We start from the raw sequence: 20745 nt of genomic DNA, 5'->3' as shown, positions 1-20745 counted from the left end.
TCTTAATTCTCTGTATTTCAGTCAGGGCAACCTCTTTAGCTATCCCTACCACTTCTTTTGTCAGTCAATCAGCCCAAAACCTGAAGCGTACCCTTCTTCCCCTCTTAACCCTAGGTTCTCTGGGCATTCCCCAAAATGCGATCGCCCAAAGCATTACCCCCGCGCCCGATGGAACTGGCAGCATCATCCAATACAACGGCAACACCTATACCATCGGCGGCGGAACCCAAGCCGGAGCGAACTTATTTCATTCCTTTCAACAATTCGGCTTACAACCGAGCGAAATCGCTGATTTCCTCAGTAACCCCGCCATTCAAAATGTCGTGGGTCGAGTTGTCGGCGGTGATCCGAGCATCATCGAGGGCTTAATCCGACTCTCTGGCGGCAACTCTAATTTATTCCTGATGAATCCTGCCGGATGGGTCTTCACCAACGGAGCCAGCCTCGACGTTCCCGGCAGTTTCGGAGTCACCACCGCCAACCGGATCGGGTTTGGTGATGCATTCTTTAACGCTGTGGGGGGCAACGACTACGCCACATTAATCGGCAACCCCAGCAGCCTCATCTTTGACTCTGCTCAACCCGGCGCAATCATCAACACCGCTGACCTCAGCGTCAATAGCGGTAGCCTTTGGATGGTGGGCGGCTCTGTGATCAACACCGGAGCGATCGCCGCCCCCAATGGAACCATTACTCTCGCTGCCGTCCCCGGCCAAAGCCAAGTCGCCCTCAAACACGAGGGCATGGTGTTGAGTTTCTTGTTTGATGCTCTGGCCGTCGATGAGGTTCAACCCAATACCCCCCTAGGCATCCGCGCCGCAGACCTGCCCAGCTATCTCAACGGCAGCCACAGCCTCGGCATGGCGAACGAAGTCGTCCGCACTGAAAACGGTGAACTGTGGCTGGTGGGGTCTCAGATGCAGGTTGTGGATGGGGAGGTAGCGATCGCAAACCGGGTCACGGCGGAAAATGTCAATCTGATCGCCGCCAATCAGGTTAAAGTCACCGACCCGGCCTTAGTCGAAGGCGACACAACGGTTGTACGTCTCCCGGAAGCAGGTGGAACCAACACGTTAAGCGTGATTGACTCCCGCGCCGATAATCCCTATGACTTGCTCTATGGTGGTGCAGCAGGAACGATCGCTAAAATCATCGACCGCGACGAAAACGGCATTGAGGTGATCACCGCAGAACTCGCAGACATCGCCGCCGAGGGTGGTCAAGTGGACGCGGTGAGCATCACAGCGGAGGGGAATGAGGGGAATTTCTGGTTAGGGAATACCTGGATTACGGATGAGACGGTTAATGATCAGGCGCAACAGTTGGCGATGTGGTCAGCCAGTCTTAGCGAAGGTGCAGATTTACTGCTGTACAGTTGCTTCACGGCGTTGGGAGCCACAGGCGAGGCGTTGGTCAGTTCTTTGGCGAATCTCACCGGGATGGATGTGGCGGCTTCGACGAATGCGACGGGGAGTGCGAACTATGGCGGTGATTGGACGTTAGAAGCCAGCACGGGAAGTATAGAAGCAGGCAATCCTTTTGAGGCAGAGACGCTTTCAGGATGGGATGGGAAATTAGCTACATTAACAGTATCCAATTTAAATAATACAGGGGCAGGGTCGTTGCGACAACGGATTCAAGTCGATGCAGCAGCAGGAGACATGATTACGTTTGGGGTGAGTGGGACAATTACCCTTGCAGGGACAGGATCAGGAACCAATGGAGAGATTCTTTGGGCAACGAATAATTTAACACTGGATGGAGGGAGCAAAATTGTTGTCGATGGGGGAGGAAATTCGCGGGTCTTCAATATCTCGGCAACCAATGCGACGATTGAGAATATAACCATTCAGAATGGGAGTGTTAATGCTGTTAACACTGGTGGTGGTTTGTTTGTGAGAAATAACATCACATTAACGAACAGTACAGTGAGTGGTAATAGTGCTGGTTATAGTGGTGGTTTGTTTGTGAGAAACGGCAACATCACCTTAACGAACAGTACAGTGAGTGGTAATAGTGCTGGTAGTGGTGGTGGTTTGGTTGCGCTATACGGCAACATCACATTAACGAACAGTACAGTGAGTGGTAATAGTGCTCGTAACGACGTTGGTGGTGGCTTGCTTGCGGCATACGGCAAGATCACCTTAACGAACAGTACAGTGAGTGGTAATAGTGCTGGTAACGTTGGTGGTGGTTTGTTTGCGAGACACAACAACATCACCTTAACGAACAGTACAGTGAGTGGTAATAGTGCTGGTAACGTTGGTGGTGGTTTGTTTGCGGAAAACGGCAACATCACCTTAACAAACAGTATTGTTGCCAACAACACCGACAACGGCACCGCACCAGATTTAAGAGCGGGAGGAACGATAACTGCCACTAACAGCCTGATTGAAGACTCTACCGGAGCAACCATTACCGGCAGCAACAACATCATCGGCGTTGACCCTAAACTCGGCCCTCTGGCCAATAACGGCGGCCCCACCCAAACCCACGCCCTCTTGGCCGGTAGCCCGGCCATTGACGCGGGGAATAATGGCTTAGTCCCCAGCATTCGCAATAGTGGGGATCAACGGGGCTTTATTCCGGGGATTTTTAACGGCAAGGTGGATATCGGAGCCTATGAATTTGGGGCGGTTGATCCCAATCCTCCTGTTGCTGCTGCTGCTGCTACTGCTTTTAATGCCGATCTCTTCGATTCTCAAGAAGAAACCGAGAATCTAACTGATGAATTCCTGCGAAGTAATAGTTGTCAAACTATCCCAGAAATCGAACTCGAAAAAGACGACGAAGAAGACGGGGAACAAATCGAAGAAGACCTCAATGCGACTGATGGAATCGACCTTGATGAAGACTGTCTGCCGATGAATGATAACGATGGGGACGGTGCGCAGTTTCTGCCCTTCAGCAGTTTTTAAATCTTGTCGCTCAACGTCATTGATGATTTTCAAAGTTAGGCGACTGGGCGATGAGAATTGTCCAGTCATCCTAGGGTTTATGGGCAGACATTGGGTGTCTCTAATTCGCCTGGCTTTTACGCTGAAATGGCCTCTGACCCAAGGCATTTCAACCCTAGCCGTTGCTGAATGATTTAGCGTTTGCTGTGGATAGAGTCACCCTAGATTCTTTCAATGTTCAATTCTTTTGATTTTTACCTGTGAGGAGTAAGCTAATCGGCATCCAAATCACATATAATAGTACAAAAACAATACCATATTGATATGCCGATTAAAAACTATATAACCACGGAAGAGAAAAAAATATTGCAGCATGAACTCAAGTATCAGGAGAATCCAGATATTCGAGAAAGAATCTTGATGCTCTTATTAAGAAATGATGGCAAAAAATATCAAGAGATTGCCGATTTTTTGGGTTGCTCATTAAGAAAAGTTGCCTACTGGTGTACTCATGGAGATCCGAATAATTTGAAAAGCCTGGTTGACGAAAGAATGAAAGGGAATTTCCATAAAGCTACACCTGAGTATATAGAATTATTGATAGAAATCATCGACAAAGAACCGAAAGAATTTGGGTATGAATATGGAAGGTGGACAGCAGAGAGATTAGCAAAGCATTTAGAGCAAGAGACTGGAATTGAATTGAGTTCTAGTCAGGTCAGAAGGATTCTAAAAAAAACAAATTTGTGTACATTTGGTCAAAATACAGCTTAGAAGATCAGCAAAATCCAGAGAAAAGAGCATTATTTAGAACAAAGTTGAATGAATATGTAAAAATAGCAAAAGAATCGCCAGAACGTCTCCAGATATGGTTTTGGGATGAAGCTGGCTTTGGATTGAAACCAATTAGGGGAAAAAACTGGACAAAGAAAGGAAAGCGAAAAAAGGTATCAGGAAAACGGAGAAAAGGGAGAATCAATGTGATGGGGGGTTTACGCTTGTCTGATAAGAAACGGTATGTAGACTTTCTAAAAAAAGGGACAGGAGAAAACTTTTATCATGTACTAAAACAGTTTTATGAACATCTAAAATATGAATGGGCTGGGGAAGATAAAATGCAGAAGACTTTGAAAAAGATGGCTGTAAAATTGTTCTTATTTTAGACAATGCAAGTATTCATAAAACAAAAGAGTTTTTAGAAAAAATAAAAAAAGAGATGCCGAATTTAATTATCGAGTTCTTACCAGAGTACAGTCCAGACTACAACTTGATAGAACTGGTGTGGCATTCAGCGAAAGAATTTATCGCGAACCGATTTTTTGATTCGATTCAAGAGTTAGAGATTTTGTTACATAAATTACTAAATGAAGGAGAACTAGTGATTAAGTGGCATCGGAATATCAAAAATAAAGGAAACTCAGTCAATGCAATTTAGATGCTGATCAGCTTACCACGTTACGATCATGACCCAAGCCAAGACCCTGTTAACCACGCTCATTCTTTGTAGTACGTTCACACCCACAGCCACATCGGCTCAAACTCTTTTCACCCGTACCGATCTGGCTCGCATGGATGCGGTTACAATCGAAGCCCCGTTGCTGCGGTTCAATACTGTGGCCCAAAGTGAAGCCAACCCGAACCGCGATCGCTTCTTACAATCTCCCGATGATCCATTACCCCAAACATTACCGGGAGATGAACTGATCATCACCCCAGACAGCAACAATGATCCGGGTGGATTGAGCGATACCACCCCTCTGACCATTGACAGCATTAATGTCACGGGCAGTACAGTCTTCACCGATGCCGACCTTGCCCCCATCCTTGACCCGGTTTTAGGCAATACGACCCTAGGGGCGCTCAATGCTGCCGTAGAGCAAATCACGCAACTCTACATCAAGCAAGGCTACCTCACCTCCAACGCCATCTTGCCCGCCCAACGCCTTGACCAAGGCATTGTCCAAATTGAAGTCCTCGAAGGCACATTAAACAACATCAGCGTTGATGGACTGAGCCGCTTAAACGAGTCCTACGTTACGTCCCGGCTGGGTTTGGGGATTGATACGCCCTTGAATGTGAATGATCTCGAAGAACAATTGCGCTTGTTGCAACTTGACCCCAACTTTGATGATTTTGATGTGTCGTTGCAAAGTGGGGATGAATTGGGAACCAGTCGTTTGCTGTTGGAGATGGATGAAACAAAACCGTTTTTTGGGACGGTGTTTGTGGATAACTATTCAGCGCGGAGTGTGGGATCAACTCGTGGCGGTTTGAATCTGGGCTATCGGAATTTGGCGGGGATGGGGGATGTGTTGAGCTTCGCTTATACCCAAACCTTTGCCAATGGTTTGGACATTTTTGATTTGGGCTATAGCCTGCCGCTCAATCCAATGAATGGCACGTTAGAAATCGGCGGCTCGCTGAATCGGAATGAAATTATTTCCTCACCGTTTGATGAATTAGGGATTCGGGGAGAATCGGAATCCTATCGCATCAGTTTCCGTCAGCCACTGGTGCGGACGGTCAGAGAAGAATTCGCCCTTTCCCTCGGTTTCACCTATAAGAATGGTCAAACGTTTTTGTTTAACAATCTTGGTCAGCCCTTTAGCGTCGGGGCGGAAGCGGATGGCACGACAAAAACTTCAGTGTTGCGGTTTGGTCAGGATTATACAAGACGTGATTTGAATGGGGCGTGGAGTTTGCGATCGCAATTCAGCCTCGGCACTGAACTCTTCGATGCGACCCAAAACAGCGGAGCAACCCCCGACGGTCAGTTTTTCGCCTGGCTCGGACAAATGGCACGGGTGCAACGGTTGAATGATACCCACACCCTAATCATCCAAGGCGATTTACAACTCTCAGGCGATAACCTCCTCGCCTCCGAGAGCTTCAGTCTGGGGGGTCAACAAACCCTGCGGGGCTATCGCCAAGGGGCGCGAAGTTCCGACGCGGGATGGCGCATCTCCATCGAAGATCGGATCACGGTGCTGCGCCATGCCAGCGATGGCGCATTGCTCCAAATCGCGCCCTTCTTCGACTATGGCGTGGTGTGGAATAATGCCGACCATCCTAGCCAAATTTCGGGGCAGCATGTGCTAGCCGGTGTCGGAACCGGGATCATCATCCAACCCCAAGATAATTTAACCCTGCGGCTCGATTTTGCGCTGCCGTTGGTCAACCTGGACGACCGCCAAACCGATCTCCAAGATGACGGCATCTACTTCAGCTTGGCCTATAGGTTTTAGGGGAATGAGGATCGGGATCGGGGTGCGATCGCTCCCGTAACACGCATGAGATCCAGCAAGACCGTATTCATAGAAATTAGGGCCTGTCATCAGTTAGAGAGAATAGAATAGGTGAACTGAAAAAAGCCTAAGAGATGAAAAGATACGCCCTCAGAGATGACCAATGGGAGAAAATCAAAGACCTGCTGCCCGGTCGGGAAGGTCATGTGGGTGGAACAGCAAAGGATAATCGCTTGTTTGTCGAAGCTGTTCTATATCGTTACAGAGCAGGAATACCGTGGCGAGACTTACCTGAGAGATTCGGAGATTTTCGAGTCGTCCATACAAGACATAGCCGCTGGTCGAAGAGTGGAGTGTGGGAGCGAATTTTCACGGTACTGTCCGAGGAGGCAGACAACGAATATGGCTCAATTGATTCGACGATTGTCAGAGCTCATCAACACAGTGCAGAAGCAAAAAAAACACCTTAGCCGATGCAGTAGAACCTGAAGACCAAGCGATTGGTCGCTCACGAGGAGGATTGAGTACCAAGATTCATGCAACCTGTGATGCGTTGGGAAATCCCACCGGATTCTTTCTGAGCGGTGGACAAGCCCACGACCTCGACGGTGCTGATGTCCTACTTGATGATTTTCAAGGCAAAGCTCTACTGGCGGATAAGGCCTATGATGCTGATGAGCGGGTGCGCCAACGACTGGTGCATCAGAAATGTGAAGCCGTGATTCCGTCCAAGTCGAATCGCAAACAACCTTATCCTTACGATAAGCATCTCTATCAATCACGACATCTGATTGAAAATTTCTTCGCTCGACTCAAGCAGTATCGTGCCATTGCCACTCGTTATGACAAAACAGCACGCAACTTTTTGGGGGCTATCTACCTGGCAGCCTTTGTTGTTTGGCTTAACTGATGACAGGCCCTAGTGGTCGGTCGGCGTAAGATTGCCTTGGAGTTTAAGGATCGCCATTTAACTCGTCCAATGTTAGATCAGATTGTTGAGGCCCAGATGCGGAGCAATCCAGATGCCACTGAACTCATTGTGCGTTATCGATCCGCAGCAAAAACAGTATATGCAGACATTGAATCCTATCCGATTAAAATCACCATTATTGAACGATAAACTATTGGAATTCAAATCATGAAATATAATCTCAGTTTGTAAGGATTCAGGTAGCAGGGATGAGGGAAGGCATGGAGACTTGCTCAGGAGAAGCCGTCGCCATCAAAGCTTGTTTCAAGAAACTCAACACCGAACGCCCTTGAGTCCGACAAGTCTGAATCACACTCAGTAACCTTGCCGTCTGGGCAAAACCTGCCATCGAACGCGAGCCACCACAAACCTTACGCTTGGTTACAGCCAACCGCAACGAGCGTTCCGCACGATTATTATCCGGGGGAATTTCTGGATGGGACAGGAAATACCACCACTGATTTGCCTTATCGCGTAGAGAGCGCAATAACAAGCCCGCCTCATGCCCAGCCAGGGGGAGCCAATGCTCCACAGCCGCCTTCACCTCATAGATAAAGCCCGCCGCCCATTGATGATAGGCAGCCCCATCCTCGGTTTCACGCCACTGACGATGCTGCTCAAAGGCTGTGTCAATCAAATCCAGGAATGCCTTCGCCAACTCTGGATTTTTTCCATGCCTGAGCTTGCAGACTTTCTTGAAGTGCCGCCTTAGATGAGCCAAGCACTTCTGCTGGGCTTTCACCTCATAACCGTTGTACACACTGAAGTCATCAGAGACGAGTACACCATCAAAGCTTCGACCTAATAGGGTCTCTAATTCCGCCCTTGAACGAGTATCAGCGGCGTGGAAGAGGCAAAAACCCACCCCACACACTACCCACATCCACTCTTTCACTCCCTTGACTAGCCATGGTGTTTCATCCACTTGGGCGTAGTCTTGGTGTTTTCACCCAGTTTCCCAGTTCCTCTACTGTCGGCTTAACGCTTTGGGATGCCCTTTCGTTGGTCGCTTGTAATGTCCCTACTCCCACGGTGATATTCCCCAGTTCCTCTAGGAATTCCTGCTGCTTTTCATAGCTCATGTGAGCGTAGTTCCCCAACCACACCAACAGGGATTGCAGCCCGACTCCTAAGCTTTGACCTCCCAGCACTTGCGGCGGTAACTCTCCCCATGTTTCCTGTCCGCATCGGCTACAACAGCAGCACTGCTGCTCATACTCCACTACTTCTATGGCGGGTTGGATTAACTCGGCTACTTCATGGCGGCGCGTTTTTCGGGGGACTAGGCTCAACTCTTGGCTCCCACAGTACCCACACACTTGTGCTCGCACCATTTCGTAGCGGTCTATTCTGCCAAACCCTTTGCGAGTTTTTCCCTGATGACCGGGTTGCCCACCGGGTTTACGTTTTCCTTGGCTTGGTGGCTCTTTTTCTGGGGGTTGGTGTTCTGAGCGTTTGTGGATGTCGCTTGATGGGGGTTTCGATGAACTCTCGCTATCGCTGTTGGCGTTGTTCTTGAGCCGCTCTATTTCCCAGACTAGTTGCTGAATAATCTCTTGTTGCCGCAACACCAGTTCCACCAGCACCTCTGATGATGCTTGTCTCAGTTGCTCTCGTTCGACGGCTGGGGGAATCTCGATGGGCTTCATTGTGCTAACTTAGCTGTTTTTTCTGATTTGTCAACCCCCCCCCACCTGAATCCTTACCTCAGTTTTTCAATCAATCTCCAGAAAGATGATCAAGAAAACGTGATTTATGATCCAGAGAGCTTACTAGAAAATCCCATTTCAATTTCTGTGCCGGATCTGATTACGAGCTTTGAAGAATTTATCCAATCGTTTAAGATGATGGGCTTAGTTGAACAGAACCCAGATAATGCGACGAATTATTTGCGGGGCTTATCGGGGGAAGTGTATATTTGTCAAGCGAAAGATTTAGATCAGACTGCCCTTGAAAAACTATGTGAAGATCTGGTGCGCTACCTTAAAAAATTCAATTTGAGTCTGTCATCAGAAAAACTACTAGATAATGATATTTCACCTCAGTTTTCTGGGTTGCAGGAGATCATTGCACTGCGTAATTATTTGACACAGTATGTCAAGAGTGCGAAGAAAATCTATAGAGACGGCTATGTCTATGTTATGCCGATGGGCTAAATTAATCCTTTTCCCCATCCCCTGTACCTCGACACATACTCTATACTGAATAGGCCGAAATACTAGGAGGCTTGTCCATGCTGGAGTTATACCAATTTGAACTCTCTCACTATTCTGAAAAAGTTCGGCTGATCTTAGATTACAAAGGCCTCGACTATCGCAAAATCGAGGTCACGCCGGGCATGGGTCAACTCGAACTCTTCCAAAAGTCCGGCCAGCGCCAAGTTCCCGTCTTGAAAGATGGCGATACCTACATTCCCGATTCCACGGAAATCGCCCTTTACCTTGAACGCAAGTATCCTGACAAGCCGATCATTCCCACAACTCCGAAGAAAAAAGGATTTTGCTTGGCTCTCGAAGAATGGGCGGATGAGTCCATGGGTACGAAAGGGCGCAAGGCCTTGATCGGGGCGTTGAATAAGAATCAAGCGTTTCGCACCTCGTTTTTGCCGCCGGATGTGCCGGATATTGTCAAAACCATGGTGGGGGCAATGCCGGGGAATGTTTTGGATGTGCTGGGGGCTGGTGTGGGGATGGGAGGCGATGCGATGAAGTCTGCCGAAGCGAGTTTGAAACAAGACCTCGAAGCCCTGTGCTTGATGTTGAGTGATTCGCCCTATTTGCTGGGGGATTTGCCGACGTTGGCGGATTTTGCGGTGGCGGGGTTGAGTGTGATTTTGAAATATCCAGAGGGGAATTATCTGGATATTCCGGCACAGTTAAAGGGAAATGGGATTCCGGGTCTGGCGGACAATCCGGCCTATGAACCGTTTTTTGCGTGGCGCGATCGCCTCTATGCCGATTTCCGCCAACCCCTGAGCGGTAGCGGTGCTGATTTCGCCACGGATACGCCCCACTCGATCAATATTGACTAAGTTTTACACCGATGAGGCAAGGGGCTTAAGCCCCTTGTTCAAGGCCGAGGGTGGGGAGTTGGGCGGTGATTTCGTCAAAATTGTTAACGGTGGCGTGGCGGGAACTTGCAGCGGTTCCAGGGCGCACTAATTGTAGGGTGTGCAAGCCTGCTGCTGCCGCTGCATCGAGTTCGGCTTCCACATCGGAGAGGAAGAGGATCGCGTCGGGTAAACATTGCACCGCAGCGGCGATCGCTTGATAGGACCCCGTTTCCCGTTTACCCCCCACGGCCAGGTCAAAATAATGACTAAAATAGGGCGTTAAATCCCCCCATTGGGAATAGCCAAACAATAATTTTTGCGCCCCGACAGAGCCGGATGAATAGATGCCCAGTTGAATATCTTGGCTGTGCCATTCCTTGAGGTTGGCGGGCACGTCGTCATAGATATGGCCTTGGAATGCGCCGCTGTGGAAGCCTTCGGCCCAGAGGATGCCTTGGAGGGTTTTGAGGGGGGCAATTTTGCGATCGCACTTCGCCCACCCATCCAACTGTTCAAGGGCGGCGCGATCGTCAATCTCTCGCCCTTCTTCGGTTTTAACGATCGCCTTCACCTCTGCTAAAACCGCAGCAATTTCCGGCTCTTGGGTGCGATTGACGAGGGTGGGCAGGTGCGATCGGAAGTAGGGAAACAACACATCAAAGACAAAACTAATCGATGTGGTTGTGCCTTCAATGTCGGTAATAATGCAACGAATCATGAAACTACAAAAATGACAACAACAGGACAATGCTTTTATCGGGAGCGATCGCGGGGAGGGGTTTTTGTTTTTGCATTCATGATCACTCGATGGTGTGAACGGGAGGAGTTTAGGGGGCGGAGGTTTGCCAGGCGGGGTGATTCAAGATCGCCTCGAAGGTGCGGACACCCCGGAGTTGGTTGGAAAGGGGGAGATGGCCTTGGGGGGCGGTGAGATTCCAGGTGAAGCTGTTGGGGTAGCGCGTCCAGTTGTTGTCCTGTCGCCAGCCGATGCGCTCCCAGAGTTTGGTGAAGTTTTTGCCGAGGCTGAGCCACAGTTTGCGCTGGACGGAAAAGCCGAATTTGCCCTCGGAATAGGTTTGCCAGAGGAGATCCAGGGTTTGGAAGTCGGGGATGGGGATTTTATCCACTTCTGAGAAGTAGAGCCATTTGCGCTGGACGGCGGCGGGGCCAACGAGTTCGCAGAGGAGTTGGATCGAGAGGCGATCGGCGGTGAGGTAGTCTTGGACGATCAGGGCATCTTGGAGGGTTTGATAGTCTACATCGCGCTCGGATTGGGGGGTGACGATGCCGTCGGGATAGGTGGCTTCGAGGAGGGTTGCGATCGCACCATTCTCCGCCTGGATCAAGCGTTGGTAGATCTTGCCCCGTGCCGGGGTGGGGGGGCTGTCTTCACTATCGAGGAGGTAGGTCTGTAGCGCGTTTAAACCCTCTTCACCCGTAGCCGTGAGGCGATCCACCGTGGCAAGTTGAGTTTTGAGCGTGCCAGTGGTGAAGGCTTGCTCTAGTTCGGCGGCGAGTTCGTCAGGATTGGGGGGTAAGGCGGTGCTGTTCTGGTCGCTCATGTAACGTTTTTTTGCTGTCCCGTTCTAGATTGTATCTTGCCCTGTCCCTCGGATGCGCTGAATAATCCCGGTGGTGGAGGTGGGAATTTCGACTTGGATCAGTGCAACGCGCCCCCCGTAGGCGATCACGTCGGGATATTCGGGGAGGGTGGCGGGGGTGTAGTCGCCGCCTTTGACGTAGATATCGGGTTGGAGGGCGTTGATCAAGGGGGTGGCGCGGAGTTCGGAAAAGAGGATGACAGCATCGACGGGTTTGAGTCCGGCGAGGAGTTCGGCGCGTTGCTGTTCGGGAATGATCGGGCGGGGAGGTTGGCCGGGTTGGGGGGGCTTGAGTTGGGCAACGGAGCGATCGCTATTCAGGCCGACCACAAGGCGTTTGCCGTGGGTTTTGGCGGCGGTGAGGTAGCGGAGATGGCCCACATGGAGGAGATCAAAACAGCCGTTGGTGAAGACCAACGGCCGCCAGTGATCGGGGTGGGTGGCGATCGCAGCTTGGAGCCGATCTAGCGTATAAAGTGATGACATTCCGGGCAGGACGGGCTTAGGATTCTGAGTTTGTCTGGGGGGCGCGATGCCCCTGTTCGTAAGCAAATCTTACCAGTTGGGCGCGGTTTTCCAGGTTGAGCTTGCTGAGGATGTTGCTCAGGTGGCTTTGGACGGTGCGGGGGGAGATGAAAAGGCGATCGCTGATTTGTTTATTGGTGAAGCCCTGGATCACTTCCCAAAAAACCCGCTCTTCAGCGGGGGTGAGGGGGAGAGGTTCCGGGGGCGTAGTGGTTTCAATGCCGAGGGAGGTGGAATGAATGCCCGCTGTGCCGCTCATTTGTTGCATCATCCGGACAATTTCACTGTGGATGCGGCGCGATCGCTCCAGTTGCGCCTCAATTTTCACCAGCAATTCTCGCAGCACAAAGGGCTTCGTCATGTAGTCATCCGCCCCCATCTCATGGCCGCGAATCCGATCTTCGAGTTCGTTTTTACCCGACAGGAAAATAAACGGAATCAACTGCCCCGACGGAATCGCCCGCACCTGCCGACAAAACTCTAAGCCATTCATGGCCGGCATCATCACATCGGAAATAATCAAGTCCGGCGGGGTTTTCTCCAGCAGCGCGATCGCCGCTTGAGGTTCGCTCACCCCCTCCACTTGATAGCCCACCTCCTCAAGATAGTCTTTGAGGTTGTTGCGGAGCGTGTGGTCATCATCAACCAAGAGAATTCGTTTCATAGGGGGCAAGTACTCAACTCTTTCAGGGGGAAGGATTCGGGCTTAGATGGATGGAACTAGAGACGTTCAGAGCACCACAGGCGCACCTAACGGCCAACAGACGTATTTTATCTGGCCAGAGTTTCATGATTCGGGCAGATTATGCAAGATGTGAACGAGTCTTATCTAGGATTGAGTCCGGTGGAATTCTTAAATTCAGCCTAAGGTTTTCAGTTGCGTAATCCTGGATTCAGCGTTTTAATGAGAGCTTCGGGACAATCAGCCCAGGCTCACCGAGCCGCAACCTGAATCCAAAGTTTTTAGGGTTATGTACGAAAAAATCACTCCCCCGACTGTTGGCACGCCCATCACATTTGAAAACGGCAACCCGATTGTGCCGAATGATCCGATTATCCCCTTTATTCGTGGCGATGGCACGGGGGTCGATATTTGGCCCGCCACGGAAAAAGTCATTGATGCAGCGGTGGCCCATGCCTATGGGGGCGATCGCAAAATCCACTGGTTCAAAGTCTACGCCGGCGATGAAGCCTGTGACCTCTACGGCACCTATCAATACCTGCCCGAAGATACCCTCACCGCCATCAAAGACTACGGGATCGCGATCAAAGGCCCCCTCACCACCCCCGTCGGCGGCGGGATTCGCTCCCTCAACGTCGCCCTGCGGCAGATCAACGACCTCTACGCCTGCGTCCGTCCCTGTCGCTACTACCCCGGCACACCGTCCCCCCACAAAACCCCCGAAAAACTCGACATCATCGTCTATCGGGAAAACACCGAAGATATTTATCTCGGCATTGAATGGCGCGAAGGCAGTGCGATCGCCCAAAAACTGATCGCCTACCTCAACGACGACCTGATCCCCGCCACCCCCGAACATGGCAAAAAACAAATTCCCCTCGATGCCGGGATTGGGATTAAACCGATCAGTAAAACCGGCACCCAGCGCCTCGTGCGCCGCGCCATCCTCCACGCCCTGCGTCTGCCCCCCGCCAAACAACAGGTGACCCTCGTCCACAAGGGCAACATCATGAAATACACCGAAGGGGCGTTTCGGGATTGGGGTTATGAATTGGCCACGACGGAGTTTCGCGACCAATGCGTCACGGAACGGGAATCCTGGATTTTGAGCAACAAAGAAGCGAATCCCGATATTTCCATCGAAGCCAACGCCCACCAGATCGACCCCGGTTATGATTCTCTTACCCCGGAAAAACAACAGGTCATCTGTGAAGAGGTGAAATCTGTCCTTGCAGCAATTTGGGACAGCCACGGCGATGGCCAGTGGAAAGAGAAGGTGATGGTGAACGATCGCATCGCTGACAGCATCTTCCAACAGATCCAAACCCGCCCCGATGAATATTCCATCCTCGCCACGATGAACCTCAACGGGGATTATCTATCCGATGCCGCCGCTGCGATCGTGGGCGGTCTTGGGATGGGCCCAGGGGCGAATATTGGCGACACCTGCGCCATCTTTGAAGCCACCCACGGCACCGCACCGAAACACGCCGGCTTGGATCGGATTAACCCCGGTTCGGTGATTCTCTCTGGGGTGATGATGCTGGAGTTCATGGGCTGGCAAGAGGCCGCAGACTTAATTAAGCAGGGCTTAGGGGATGCGATCGCCTCCCAAAAAGTCACCTACGACCTCGCCCGGATGCTGACCCCCCCCGTCGAACCCTTGAAATGCTCCGAATTCGCCCAAGCGATCATCGACGGTTTCTAACTGCCTAACAAATGGAGGGTGGGCGATCGCCCACCCTCCAAATTCTCTTCATAACTTGCAACTGTCTGCTGCATTTGAGTTATTAGTTTGCCGCTGTGTTTGAGTGCAAAGCATTCAATAGTTGCTCTGTCATATCGATCAGCTCAGATACAGACTCTTGCGTCAATTGAGCTGTTTTAAAGCCATGAGCAACTATATTCCGTAATGAACGGGCATTCATCAATAACTGATACTCAGGTCGAGAAATCACACCTTCAGTGACTAACTGTTTCACCAAATAAAGCGAATCCAGTCTTTGCAAACTCAGCCCCTCATATTCCGTCACAAGCCTTAAGGTTGCCTCAACAAGAGACCAAGCATAAAGGATCGCTGACTCTGGATGTTGTGTTGTCAGTTGCCTTGCTCTTGAGAGTCTTGTTGTTATTTCATCTTGCTGAAGAGAGTGTTCAGCTGCGGGAAAATAGACAGCATCCTCTGGATTAGTCATCACGAATTCAAATCGCCAACCGGAATGCTGCTCTACAGATTGGGCTAAAGTTCGCAGTTGTTGTCGAGAGGAAAAGTCCAGTGAACGTCGTGACTTCACCTCAATGACTACGGATTCATCTCCCCTGCGCGCTATCATATCAGGGCGATAATTCCCAAGAAAATCAGGTAAGTCTTCAGGATTTGGATGAAAAGAAACCTCATAACCCTGATTACGATATTCTTCTGCTAGTTTCAGTAATTGCTTTCTTTCTAAGATCTCACTTGAAGTTACCATCAGATCAATACCTCTTGGTCAGGAGCATCAGCGACAATAATGTGCAGAAATTCGTTGCCACGAGAAAAGCCTTCTGCTAAGGTTACGGTCATATTTTTTACTTTAAAGTTACCCGATAAGTTCCGCTTCCTGGCGAGAACATCAGTGACTTGATCATCGTCAATGTAGGCTAATCCAATTATGGCATCCTGGATCGGCTTGATGATATTGTCCACATCGATTGCACCAGTATCATAGAAGTAGGTTATTTGTAGCATCATTGAACGTGTAGCCACTTTTTGTCCTGGTGGCCAATATTTTTCTGCCTCCTGTCGTACCACTCCTTGCCACTCTCTAAGGCGCTCACGCCTACGAGTCTGTTGCGATACAGGTGGCCCATCCACTATGAACTCAAATCTCGTCAACGTACTGGTAATGGGTAGATATGAGTTATTTTATCGGCTTTTTAACTCAGACGAATGCTGCGATCGCCTCCCAAAAAGTCACCTACGACCTCGCCCGGATGCTGACCCCCCCCGTCGAACCCTTGAAATGCTCCGAATTCGCCCAAGCGATCATCGACGGTTTCTAACTGCCTCATTAACACAGGGTGGGCCGTTGCCCACCCGATTAGACGGCAACGTCAGAGCAAAAACGACCGTTATTGTTCCTGTAACGCCAGCCGAATGCCCAGACCACAATAGATACCCCCCACCGTTTTATTTTGCCAACGCATGACGACTGGATTCCGGCGCAGAAACGTCCCCACATGACCCGCACTGAAGGCGACCGTGGCGGTGCTAAACAGGCCCATCAACACAAAGAGCAAGCCGAGCGTGAGGAGTTGAACGGCAATAAAACCATTCTCCGGGTTCACGAATTGCGGTAAAAACGCCAAGAAAAACATCGCCGATTTTGGGTTCAAAACTTCCAAGAAAACCGCTTGCCGAAATGCTGTTTTGGCATCGAGCGTATTGGTTGTGATGGGTAATTTCGGGTCAATTTTTGTGCCGATGGCCTTGATTCCCAAATAGATCAAATAGGCTGCCCCTAAATATTTGACGACGCTGAAAATCAAGGCAGAGGTGAGGATCACCGCCGAGACTCCGACCACAGCCAAGACAGTATGCAGAACATCCCCCACTGCAATGCCCAATCCAGTGGCGAGGCCCACTCGGACTCCGGAACTGGTGGAACGGGCTAAGGTCAATAATACCGCTGGCCCCGGAATAAAAACAAAACCCAGCAGGATCACTAAATATGTGAATAATGTTGCTTGATCGATCATAAAATTCTCCAATTTCTGCTCATTTGTTGGTTGGGTCTGATCAAACCGGATGCTGGTTTGCGATCGCTGAACGCGAGGGTCACCCAGGGAAATATCTCTAGCCTATCGATGTTTCGCGGTATGACCTTGTGAATTGTGCGGTATGCGCGATCGCGCTGAGTACAGGACAAAAAACCAGATTTAGGTTGAAACCCGGCTCATGTCGTCGGTTGGGTTGAGTCATCGCGAACCCCAACACATTCGATCACAATCTATTTTCTGTAGTGCGGGCATCTTGCCCGCTGGGATTTAGATAAAATTGCCCGCTGGGATTTTAGATAAAATTGCCCGCTGGGATTTAGATAAAATTGCCCGCTGGAATTTAGATAAAATTGCCCGCTGGAATTTTAGATAAAACAGGGAGCAGGATGCTCCCACTCCCTTCAAACTTCAGATTTTGTCACACATTTCAACGTTTGTCTTGTACTAAGAGTGAAGACACCGAGAATCGTCTGGACGAACGGGACGACCATCCAAAGCCTCATCTTGTCTGAGGGCTTTCTGTTCAGATTCCACACAGGACAGCCGATGATAAAAATGCCCCCTAGCGTGCCGGAGCAGCTAGGGGGACGGCGATCGCATCGTATGACGGAGAGAGTAAGACCCTGGCAGTGGGGGTGATTGTGCTTAGGAGGCTGCGGGGTTGGGGTCGGGGGTGGGGTCGAGGGGTGGAGATTGTTGGAAGGCGATGCGGAGGAAGGGCGGGGCGAGGAAGGTGGTGAGGATCACCATGATGATGATCGCGGCTTCGAGGGGTTTATCTAACACGCCACTGGCTGAACCGATGCCCGCGAAGACGAGACCCACTTCACCCCGTGGGATCATGCCCACGCCGATCGCAAACCGATTAATCCCCGGTGTGCCGAAGACGACCCAGCCGGTGACTAGTTTGCCGACGATCGCGATCGCCAGCAAGAACACCGCAATCACCAATCCGGCGCGGTTTTCCGCCACAAAGGGATTCAGCACGCCCAGGTCAGCTTTTGCCCCCACAGAGACGAAGAAGATCGGGACGAGAATATCTGCGATCGGCATGATTTGACGATCTAACTCCTTGCGCAGATCCGTTTCATCCAACACCAAACCAGCGGCAAACGCCCCTAGAATCGCTTCGAGGTGAATCACATTGGCCAAAAACGCCATAATGAGCGCGAAGGTTAACGCCGGAATGACGAGATTTCCACGGGTTTGCAGGCTTTGCGCCACAGCCTCAAAGGAGCGGTTAAAGAATTTACCCAAGAAAATCGCGCCTAAGAGGAACACGGTGGCGCTGACGATCAACCAAGCCACATTAACGAGGTCTACTTCACCGGTTTTCGCGAGACTGGCGACAACGGCCAAGACGATAATACCCAGCACATCGTCAATCACCGCTGCACCGACGATCATTTGACCTTCGGTGGACTTGAGGCGGCCGATTTCGGAGAGGACTTTAGAGGTGATGCCGATGCTGGTGGCGGTGAGGGCGGCCCCGGCAAAAATGGCGGGAATGGCGGTGACATGGAAGAAGAACATCAAGCCCAAGGTTCCCCCGGCGAAGGGCGCAACCACGCCGACGATCGCAACGAGGGCGGCTTGATACCCGACTTTTTGTAATTCGCGGAGATCAGATTCTAGGCCAATTTCAAAGAGTAGGACAATGACTCCCAATTCTGCTAAGACAGAAACTACTTCACCTTGACTCTGAAACACACCTGCGGCGGCCTCCGGAGTCAGACCGGCAACGGTTTCAAGGACGGTGATCAAGAGGGAATCACTGGCGGTGGCTCCACCTTCGGGGAAGATCAGGAGATGGAGAAAAGAGACACCGACCACGACCCCGCCGACGAGTTCACCTAAAACGGGGGGGAGGTTGACGAGTTTGGAGAGTTCGCCGCCAAGTTTACTGGCGAAGTAGATGACCACTAAACTGAGCAGGACACCCGCCAAGATTAGGGAGGAGTCTGCTTCAGCCGGTGCGGCTTCGAGGAGGAGGGCACTGGGCCAGGGAAGATGGGGAAGTAGCATCATAGGAGTTTCATGGAACGTTCAAACAGTCAGGGTATAAATCGAGTGTGAAAGAGATGGGGGCGATCGCCCTTATCTATCGATTAATGTCAATGTTTTAGAGAGTTGGATTGATTAAAGTCAATAGTAATGGAAAGGGATACATCGATCTACCCCCAAGCGTGCAACCAGGCACTGCGATCTTTAATCAAAACAATAAGTATTTCCTATCAATTGAGCAAGCGAACGAGGGGCGATCGCTAGATGATTTCTCGAATGCGGTAAATGGGGCGGCCTTGGGATTCGTGATAGGTACGCATCAGAAGTTCCCCCAGGAGACCGATGCTAAAGAACTGAACGCCAATGGAAATTAAAATCACGACGAGAATGAGCAGGGGGCGATCGCCAATCTGTTGTCCGAGGGCAAACTTTAACACCGTCAGATAAAGCCCCAAGGCAACCCCCAACAATGTCGAAACCAGTCCAGCCACGCCAAACACATGCATCGGCCGGGTCAAAAAGCGCTTCATAAAAAAGATCGTCATCAAGTCCAGCACGACCCGAAACGTTCGCCCCAAGCCGTACTTGCTCTGACCAAACTGCCGGGCCTGGTGGCGCACGGGCAATTCTGCGATCCGGGCCCCTTCAATAAAGGCCAAGGCCGGGAGGAAGCGGTGCAGTTCACCGTAGAGGTTCATATCCGCCACGAGTTCGGCGCGATAGGCCTTGAGGGAGCAGCCGTAATCATGGACGCGCACGCCGGTAATGCGGGCAATCAGCCAGTTAGCAATTTTGGACGGTAATAAACGGGTGAGGGCGGCATCTTGGCGGTTTTTGCGCCACCCGCTGACGAGGTCGTAGCCTTCTTCGAGTTTGGCGAGGAGGATGGGGATATCGGCGGGATCATTTTGGAGGTCGCCGTCAAGGGTGACGATGGTTAAGCCTTGGGCGTGTTTGAAACCGGCGGCCATGGCGGGGGTTTGGCCGTAGTTGCGGCGGAGGATAATGGCGCGAAGGTAGCGGCGTTCTTGGGCGAGTTTGCGGAGGAGTTCACCAGAGCCATCGGTGGAGCCGTCGTCAATGCAGAGGATTTCATAGCGGAGGCTGGTGGGCTGGAGGCTGGCGGCGATCGCATTCACCAACCGCTCCACACTTTCCACTTCGTTATAGATCGGCACAACAACGGAAACATCAGGGGCGAGGGGGGAAATGTCCATGGCAAGGGTTACAACGGCCGCTCTCTACTGTACACCGCATCGTTAGCTCAGGGATACTATAGGGGGGACGCTTAATCTGAGTGGATTAAATCCCTACGAAAGCATGAGGGCGAATATGTTTCACCCCACTATCCAGAATTTTCCGATGCAACGCTTTAGAGATGAGGAACAATCATGATTGCCGCTAAAGAGAATTTTCCCACGTTCACCCCGGAGGAATATTTCGCCTGGGAAGAACAACAACTCGAAAAGCATGAACTGATTGACGGTCGAGTGCATCTAAGGGGTCAAGTGGATGCGATGACCGGCGGCAGTAAAAACCATAGTTTACTCGCGGCTCGATTGATTACGTTATGTTCTGTTCATTTAGAAGGCAGTCGGTGCGATACTGCCACATCAGATCTACCCATTAACCTCTTAGAAAGCAATGATTACACCTATCCTGATGTCAGTGTCACCTGTGACGATCGCGATCAAACCACAACCCAATATATTCGCTATCCTTGCTTAATTGTTGAAGTGCTTTCACCCAGTACCGAAGCCTACGACCGAGGCGAAAAATTCCGCCGCTATCGTCAAAATCCGGCCCTCATCGATTATCTCTTAGTCAGTTCTACGAGCATTGTAGTTGACTTATATCACAAAAATGATGCCGGTGATTGGTTGATTCTGAATTACCAACCGGGGGATGTAATTGAACTGAAAAGTATTAACCTCAGCTTTCCCATTGAGTCACTTTATCGCGGTCTGAATCTCACCGAGACTCCACCTATGAGTCCATAGGTATTGATGA

At 50.8% G+C, this 20745-nt stretch carries 17 protein-coding genes and 2 pseudogenes; 9 read left to right on the top strand and 10 right to left on the bottom strand.

What is annotated here, in order from left to right; translation table 11 throughout:
* Nucleotides 1–5: 5 nt before the first annotated feature.
* From SPI6313_RS24535 to SPI6313_RS22535, 4 genes and pseudogenes are all read left to right on the top strand, one after another.
* Complete coding sequence (locus SPI6313_RS24535; protein WP_342751678.1) at nucleotides 6–2918, top strand: DUF4347 domain-containing protein; 2913 nt, start codon at nucleotides 6–8, stop codon at nucleotides 2916–2918.
* Between the two features lie 303 nt (nucleotides 2919–3221).
* Nucleotides 3222–4332, top strand: a pseudogene (locus SPI6313_RS19900) (IS630 family transposase).
* A 28-nt stretch (nucleotides 4333–4360) separates the two neighbouring features.
* Nucleotides 4361–6142, top strand: coding sequence for a ShlB/FhaC/HecB family hemolysin secretion/activation protein (locus SPI6313_RS19895; protein WP_245788910.1), 1782 nt, complete (start codon nucleotides 4361–4363; stop codon nucleotides 6140–6142).
* Between the two features lie 134 nt (nucleotides 6143–6276).
* A protein-coding gene (locus SPI6313_RS22535; protein ID WP_425443111.1) for an IS5 family transposase occupies nucleotides 6277–7052 on the top strand; the annotation gives its coding sequence in 2 pieces (ribosomal slippage) (nucleotides 6277–6591 and nucleotides 6594–7052; 774 coding nt in all).
* A gap of 256 nt (nucleotides 7053–7308) precedes the next feature.
* On the opposite strand, the pseudogene tnpC reads toward SPI6313_RS22535, so the two are convergent.
* Nucleotides 7309–8761, bottom strand: a pseudogene (tnpC, locus tag SPI6313_RS19875) (IS66 family transposase).
* Here tnpC and SPI6313_RS19870 point away from each other — a divergent pair.
* Both SPI6313_RS19870 and SPI6313_RS19865 read left to right on the top strand, forming a co-directional pair.
* Nucleotides 8711–9268, top strand: a complete 558-nt coding sequence (locus SPI6313_RS19870; RefSeq protein ID WP_175551192.1) for a hypothetical protein — start codon at nucleotides 8711–8713, stop codon at nucleotides 9266–9268. The pseudogene tnpC and the gene SPI6313_RS19870 overlap by 51 nt on opposite strands.
* Nucleotides 9269–9345: 77 nt before the next feature.
* Nucleotides 9346–10143, top strand: a complete 798-nt coding sequence (locus tag SPI6313_RS19865; RefSeq protein WP_072622556.1) for a glutathione S-transferase family protein — start codon at nucleotides 9346–9348, stop codon at nucleotides 10141–10143.
* A 25-nt stretch (nucleotides 10144–10168) separates the two neighbouring features.
* Here SPI6313_RS19865 and mtnC read toward each other — a convergent pair whose 3' ends face one another.
* The 4 genes from mtnC to SPI6313_RS19845 all read right to left on the bottom strand — a co-directional run bounded on the left by mtnC (nucleotide 10169) and on the right by SPI6313_RS19845 (nucleotide 12954).
* Entirely contained in the window at nucleotides 10169–10882 is a 714-nt protein-coding gene (gene mtnC / locus SPI6313_RS19860) for an acireductone synthase (protein ID WP_072622555.1), read from the bottom strand.
* Nucleotides 10883–10991: 109 nt separating this feature from the next.
* Entirely contained in the window at nucleotides 10992–11726 is a 735-nt protein-coding gene (locus SPI6313_RS19855) for a GUN4 domain-containing protein (RefSeq protein WP_072622554.1), read from the bottom strand.
* Nucleotides 11727–11750: 24 nt separating this feature from the next.
* Complete coding sequence (locus tag SPI6313_RS19850) at nucleotides 11751–12251, bottom strand: adenylyltransferase/cytidyltransferase family protein (RefSeq protein WP_072622553.1); 501 nt, start codon at nucleotides 12249–12251, stop codon at nucleotides 11751–11753.
* A gap of 16 nt (nucleotides 12252–12267) precedes the next feature.
* Nucleotides 12268–12954, bottom strand: coding sequence for a response regulator transcription factor (locus tag SPI6313_RS19845; RefSeq protein ID WP_072622552.1), 687 nt, complete (start codon nucleotides 12952–12954; stop codon nucleotides 12268–12270).
* 307 nt (nucleotides 12955–13261) lie between these two features.
* On the opposite strand from SPI6313_RS19845, the gene SPI6313_RS19840 reads away from it, so the two are divergent.
* The gene (locus tag SPI6313_RS19840) at nucleotides 13262–14680 is read left to right on the top strand and encodes an NADP-dependent isocitrate dehydrogenase (protein WP_072622551.1); all 1419 of its coding nucleotides are present in this window, start codon (nucleotides 13262–13264) and stop codon (nucleotides 14678–14680) included.
* Between the two features lie 82 nt (nucleotides 14681–14762).
* Here SPI6313_RS19840 and SPI6313_RS19835 read toward each other — a convergent pair whose 3' ends face one another.
* Together SPI6313_RS19835 and SPI6313_RS19830 are read right to left on the bottom strand one after the other, a co-directional pair.
* A complete protein-coding gene (locus tag SPI6313_RS19835) occupies nucleotides 14763–15443 on the bottom strand; it encodes a hypothetical protein (RefSeq protein WP_072622550.1) in 681 nt (226 codons plus the stop codon).
* Nucleotides 15443–15826, bottom strand: coding sequence for a RusA family crossover junction endodeoxyribonuclease (locus SPI6313_RS19830; protein ID WP_281248435.1), 384 nt, complete (start codon nucleotides 15824–15826; stop codon nucleotides 15443–15445). Before SPI6313_RS19830 ends, SPI6313_RS19835 begins: the two co-directional genes overlap by 1 nt.
* A 41-nt stretch (nucleotides 15827–15867) precedes the next feature.
* Between SPI6313_RS19830 and SPI6313_RS23740 the strand changes: the two genes are divergently transcribed.
* Entirely contained in the window at nucleotides 15868–16014 is a 147-nt protein-coding gene (locus SPI6313_RS23740; protein ID WP_175551024.1) for a hypothetical protein, read from the top strand.
* Between the two features lie 69 nt (nucleotides 16015–16083).
* Here the strand turns inward: SPI6313_RS23740 and SPI6313_RS19825 are convergent, their stop codons facing one another.
* The 3 genes from SPI6313_RS19825 to SPI6313_RS19815 form a co-directional block, all read right to left on the bottom strand.
* Nucleotides 16084–16710 carry a LysE family translocator gene (locus tag SPI6313_RS19825; RefSeq protein ID WP_072622548.1) on the bottom strand — a complete coding sequence of 209 codons (627 nt, stop codon included), beginning with the start codon at nucleotides 16708–16710 and terminating at the stop codon, nucleotides 16084–16086.
* 666 nt (nucleotides 16711–17376) lie between these two features.
* Nucleotides 17377–18759, bottom strand: a complete 1383-nt coding sequence (locus SPI6313_RS19820; RefSeq protein WP_072622547.1) for a cation:proton antiporter — start codon at nucleotides 18757–18759, stop codon at nucleotides 17377–17379.
* A 236-nt stretch (nucleotides 18760–18995) separates the two neighbouring features.
* On the bottom strand, nucleotides 18996–19952 hold the full coding sequence (locus SPI6313_RS19815) for a glycosyltransferase (protein WP_072622546.1): 957 nt from the start codon (nucleotides 19950–19952) through the stop codon (nucleotides 18996–18998).
* A gap of 174 nt (nucleotides 19953–20126) precedes the next feature.
* Between SPI6313_RS19815 and SPI6313_RS19810 the strand changes: the two genes are divergently transcribed.
* A complete protein-coding gene (locus SPI6313_RS19810; protein ID WP_072622545.1) occupies nucleotides 20127–20735 on the top strand; it encodes a Uma2 family endonuclease in 609 nt (202 codons plus the stop codon).
* Nucleotides 20736–20745: the final 10 nt, after the last annotated feature.

This window comes from Spirulina major PCC 6313 (assembly GCF_001890765.1).
Taxonomy (GTDB): Bacteria; Cyanobacteriota; Cyanobacteriia; order Cyanobacteriales; family Spirulinaceae; genus Spirulina; species Spirulina major.
The sequence above is the reverse complement of the archived record's forward strand: the minus strand, read 5'-3'. Positions and strand labels throughout refer to the sequence as shown.

What these genes read in the sequence shown, in the direction of transcription:
- SPI6313_RS19895 (WP_245788910.1), top strand. Translation starts at nt 4,361, where the DNA reads ATGACCCAAGCCAAGACCCTGTTAACCACGCTCATTCTTTGTAGTACG.
- SPI6313_RS19865 (WP_072622556.1), top strand. Translation starts at nt 9,346, where the DNA reads ATGCTGGAGTTATACCAATTTGAACTCTCTCACTATTCTGAAAAAGTT.
- mtnC (WP_072622555.1), bottom strand. Translation starts at nt 10,882, where the DNA reads ATGATTCGTTGCATTATTACCGACATTGAAGGCACAACCACATCGATT.
- SPI6313_RS19855 (WP_072622554.1), bottom strand. Translation starts at nt 11,726, where the DNA reads ATGAGCGACCAGAACAGCACCGCCTTACCCCCCAATCCTGACGAACTC.
- SPI6313_RS19850 (WP_072622553.1), bottom strand. Translation starts at nt 12,251, where the DNA reads ATGTCATCACTTTATACGCTAGATCGGCTCCAAGCTGCGATCGCCACC.
- SPI6313_RS19845 (WP_072622552.1), bottom strand. Translation starts at nt 12,954, where the DNA reads ATGAAACGAATTCTCTTGGTTGATGATGACCACACGCTCCGCAACAAC.
- SPI6313_RS19840 (WP_072622551.1), top strand. Translation starts at nt 13,262, where the DNA reads ATGTACGAAAAAATCACTCCCCCGACTGTTGGCACGCCCATCACATTT.
- SPI6313_RS19835 (WP_072622550.1), bottom strand. Translation starts at nt 15,443, where the DNA reads ATGGTAACTTCAAGTGAGATCTTAGAAAGAAAGCAATTACTGAAACTA.
- SPI6313_RS23740 (WP_175551024.1), top strand. Translation starts at nt 15,868, where the DNA reads ATGAGTTATTTTATCGGCTTTTTAACTCAGACGAATGCTGCGATCGCC.
- SPI6313_RS19825 (WP_072622548.1), bottom strand. Translation starts at nt 16,710, where the DNA reads ATGATCGATCAAGCAACATTATTCACATATTTAGTGATCCTGCTGGGT.
- SPI6313_RS19820 (WP_072622547.1), bottom strand. Translation starts at nt 18,759, where the DNA reads ATGATGCTACTTCCCCATCTTCCCTGGCCCAGTGCCCTCCTCCTCGAA.
- SPI6313_RS19815 (WP_072622546.1), bottom strand. Translation starts at nt 19,952, where the DNA reads ATGGACATTTCCCCCCTCGCCCCTGATGTTTCCGTTGTTGTGCCGATC.
- SPI6313_RS19810 (WP_072622545.1), top strand. Translation starts at nt 20,127, where the DNA reads ATGATTGCCGCTAAAGAGAATTTTCCCACGTTCACCCCGGAGGAATAT.